The sequence below is a fragment of the Frankia sp. AgPm24 genome, from assembly GCF_023243055.1.
In the GTDB taxonomy this organism is placed as follows: Bacteria; Actinomycetota; Actinomycetes; order Frankiales; family Frankiaceae; genus Frankia; species Frankia umida.
The window spans coordinates 50,433-53,600 of sequence record NZ_JALKFW010000159.1 but is presented as its reverse complement, the minus strand read 5'-3'; the positions used below and the strand labels follow the sequence as shown (position 1 = coordinate 53,600).

General features: G+C 74.8%; 4 protein-coding genes. All 4 read right to left on the bottom strand.

Annotation, left to right across the window (positions count from 1 at the left end; translation table 11 throughout):
* Nucleotides 1–539: FHA domain-containing protein (locus tag MXD61_RS08440; RefSeq protein ID WP_248812280.1), on the bottom strand; the 539-nt coding region annotated here is incomplete at its 3' end.
* A 43-nt stretch (nucleotides 540–582) separates the two neighbouring features.
* Nucleotides 583–1,041 carry a Rieske (2Fe-2S) protein gene (locus MXD61_RS08435; RefSeq protein WP_248812277.1) on the bottom strand — a complete coding sequence of 153 codons (459 nt, stop codon included), beginning with the start codon at nucleotides 1,039–1,041 and terminating at the stop codon, nucleotides 583–585.
* A gap of 63 nt (nucleotides 1,042–1,104) precedes the next feature.
* Nucleotides 1,105–1,677, bottom strand: coding sequence for a DUF6529 family protein (locus MXD61_RS08430; protein WP_248812276.1), 573 nt, complete (start codon nucleotides 1,675–1,677; stop codon nucleotides 1,105–1,107).
* Between the two features lie 272 nt (nucleotides 1,678–1,949).
* On the bottom strand, nucleotides 1,950–3,168 hold a 1,219-nt coding region (locus MXD61_RS08425), incomplete at its 5' end, for an ERAP1-like C-terminal domain-containing protein (protein ID WP_248812275.1).

Below are 3,168 nucleotides of genomic sequence, written 5' to 3'. Positions count from 1 at the left end.
CCCGCCCCGGCCGACCCCCCCGCCCCGGCCGAGCCCCCCGCGCCCCCGGACCCCGCCCCCCCCCCCCCCCCCGGCGCGGCCCCCCCCCCGCCCCCCCCCGGCGGGGCACCGGGCGGCGCGCCGACCGCGGACGGGCGGGGCAGCCCACCGGTGGGCGCACCCGAGCCGGCGAGCATCGTCTCCTGGTCGGAGACGTCCGGCTCGAACGGCACCGCCGCACCACGCACGGGAGCCGGGGGCGCCGCGGGAGCCGGGGGAGGCGGCGGGATGAGCGTCACGGCCGGGCCGTCGGCCGCACCGAGCCGCACCCGCACCTCGCCGCCGCGCAGGGGGACGACACTGGCCCGGGAACCGTCCACCCAGATGCCGCTGGAGCTGATGTCGCGGGCGAGCCAGCCGTCCGCGGTCGACTCCAGGCGCAGGTGCCGCCGGGACACCCGTCCATCGGACATGACCACGTCACAGTCCCGGCCGCGGCCGATGACATGGTCGCGCTCGGCTTCGAGCACCACCTCGCCGGACGGGGTGACGATCCGCATCACGTTCACTGCATGTCCTCTCCGGGACGCCGGCGCGGAGCCATCAGGCTGGGAAGACATCGCCGCCGCGCACGGTCACCGGGACCGGGGGCAGGGGGGTCTTCGCGGGTCCGGCGACGGGCTCGCCGGTGCGGGTGTCGAACGCACTGCCGTGGCAGGGGCAGCTGATCCGGCCGTTGGCCACCGAACTCACCTTGCAGCCCTGATGGGTGCACACGGTCGAGAATCCCTGGACCGTGCCGGTCGCGTCCCGGGTCAGCACGACGCCGGCACCGGCCAGGATGACCCCGCCGTCCGCCGGCACGTCGTCCACCTTGGCCAGCGGCGCGGCCGCACCACCCGCGCCGCCGCCCCCGCCGCCCGCGGCGGTCGAGCCAGCCGCGGTGTCGTCGGGCTTGGCCGCGTCACTGCTGTGGGCGACGGCGTACCCGGCCGCACCGCCGGCGACGGTGACCACGATGCCGGGAACAACCAACCGCCGGCTCGGCGCTTCCTGCGTCATGACGTCGTCCTAGGGTTCGGGCGCGGGCGGTCAACGGGCATCGGCGCGACGAACTCGCCCCGCTCAGACATGCGGGATGCCGGACTGCGTGAAGAACCACAGCGAGGCGGTCAGCCAGAGCGCGACCAGGCTCGAGAGCACCAGCGAACCGAGTACCGGCAGTGCCCAGCCGGGCATTCCGCGCACCCGCAGGCTCAGCATCTTCGCCGCGTACGCCCCGTAGAAGGCGCAACCGGCGATACCGTGCGCCACCACCCTGGGCTCACCGGTGGCGAATCCCAGCGACCAGATGCAGGTGAACGCGACCGGCAACGTCAGCACGAACGCCGTCGTCCCGCTCCACCGGTGCAGCGGCCCGATCCAGCCCGGCGCCGCCCCCGCTCCGGGCAGCCGCCCCCACATCCACAGCGCCGAGGTCAGCTGCACCAGCGCCAACACCACGGCCGCCGTCGTCAACCAGGCCTTCATCGGCAACGTGCCCGAGAAACCCAGGTCGAACAGCGGCTTTCCAGCCGGTTCGTGAACCTTCGCATAGACGCCCGTGGCCACCGCGACAGCGGCGCCAAGCAGCAGCACACCGGCCACCGCCGTGCCCCGAGACCCCGGTCTGGCCGACGGTTGTGCGTCGACAGTCATACCCCGTCCCCCTCACCCCCCGCGGCCAGGTGTCCCCGCCTGGCCGCGGCTGCCCCCGCTCGGGGGCATATGCCGCAGATCATAGCCATATTGATCATGGTTAAGGTGCCCCGAAGGCCGCCGTTGTCCCGCGACAATGCCCGACCGGACGATCTCTCGGTCCCGATCGTCGCTGGCGCGACAGGGTATTGACCATTTTTTGCCGTCTGGTCGTGTTTGACCCGAGCACCTGCGGCTTGTCCGTCCATTGTTCGGACGTGCGGTCGGGTGCGCTACGAGGGGCCGCCGGGGCGGGTGAGGCCGGTGGAGCCGGTGAGGCGGGCCATGGCGAGGCGAGCGGTGAGCGCGCGGGCGTGCACGGCGCGACGCAGGTCGTCGGTGGCGTCCACGACGACACGGTGCAGGACCCGGCCAAGGTCATGGCGGGTGAGCAGGGCGTCGGCCGCGCGCACCGTGCGCGGGGAGACGGCGAAGTGGGGGTAGGCGGCGAAGGCGATCTGACGGGCGGCGTGGGGGGTGCGGCGGGTGGCCATCGCCGGTACCTGCTCGAAGTAGCGCTCGACGTACGACGCGGTGAGCTGCTCCTGCTCGGGCTGCCAGAAGCCGTCGGCGCTGGCGGTGACCAGACGGGCCGAGGGCTGCTCGGAGAGCATGATCAGATCCCAGGCGCGGGCCTTGGCGGTGGGATGGGCGATGGCGGCGCGGGCACGGGCGGCGTTCTCGGCGGCGCGGGCGCTGCGGTCCCGGTCGGCCTCGGCAGTGATCTCACGCTCCCCGGCCTGGCCCAGGGTGACCAGCCGGTGCAGCAACGTCCAGCGCAGTTCCGGGTCGACGACCAGACCGGGAGGGACGTCCCGGCCGGACAGCCATGCGGCGAGTTCGGCGGTGTCCGTCGTCCCGGCGAGACCGATGGTGCCGCGGGCGGCGGACAGCTGACGTCCGCTGCCGGCCGGGGCCTCGGCGAGCACCTGCCGGCAGACGGCGTGCAGGCGAGCGGCGGGGTCGCCTCGGTCGGTGGGGGCGAGGTAGCGGTTGAGGGCGATGGTGCGGGCGAACCGCAGGACGTCCTCGAACACGGCGAGCTGGGATTCGCTGGGCAGCGCGGCCTCGGTGAGGTCGAGGTGGCGCTCGGCGGGCCAGGCCGCGTCGCGGGTCGCGTCGGCGGCAGCCGCCCAGATGACGGCCCTGGTCAGTGGGTCGGTGAGGCGAGGCAGGACGTCGGGGAGGGCCTCGAGGTGCTCGGCGGTGAACCGGGTCTTGGCGTAGGTCAGATCGCCGTCGTTGACCAGCAGCAACCGTCCGGCCGGGGTGCCGACCAGCTCCGGGACGGCGGTGTCACCGTCCGGTGCGTCGGCGGCGAGATCGACCTCGACCCGCCGCAGCAACCCCAACGGCGAGCCGGCCACACCGTCCGCGCCCTCGCCGGGGCCCGGGGGGGGGGCGCGGGGGGGGGGGCGCGGGGGGTTTGGGGGCGGGGGGCGGAGGGGGGCG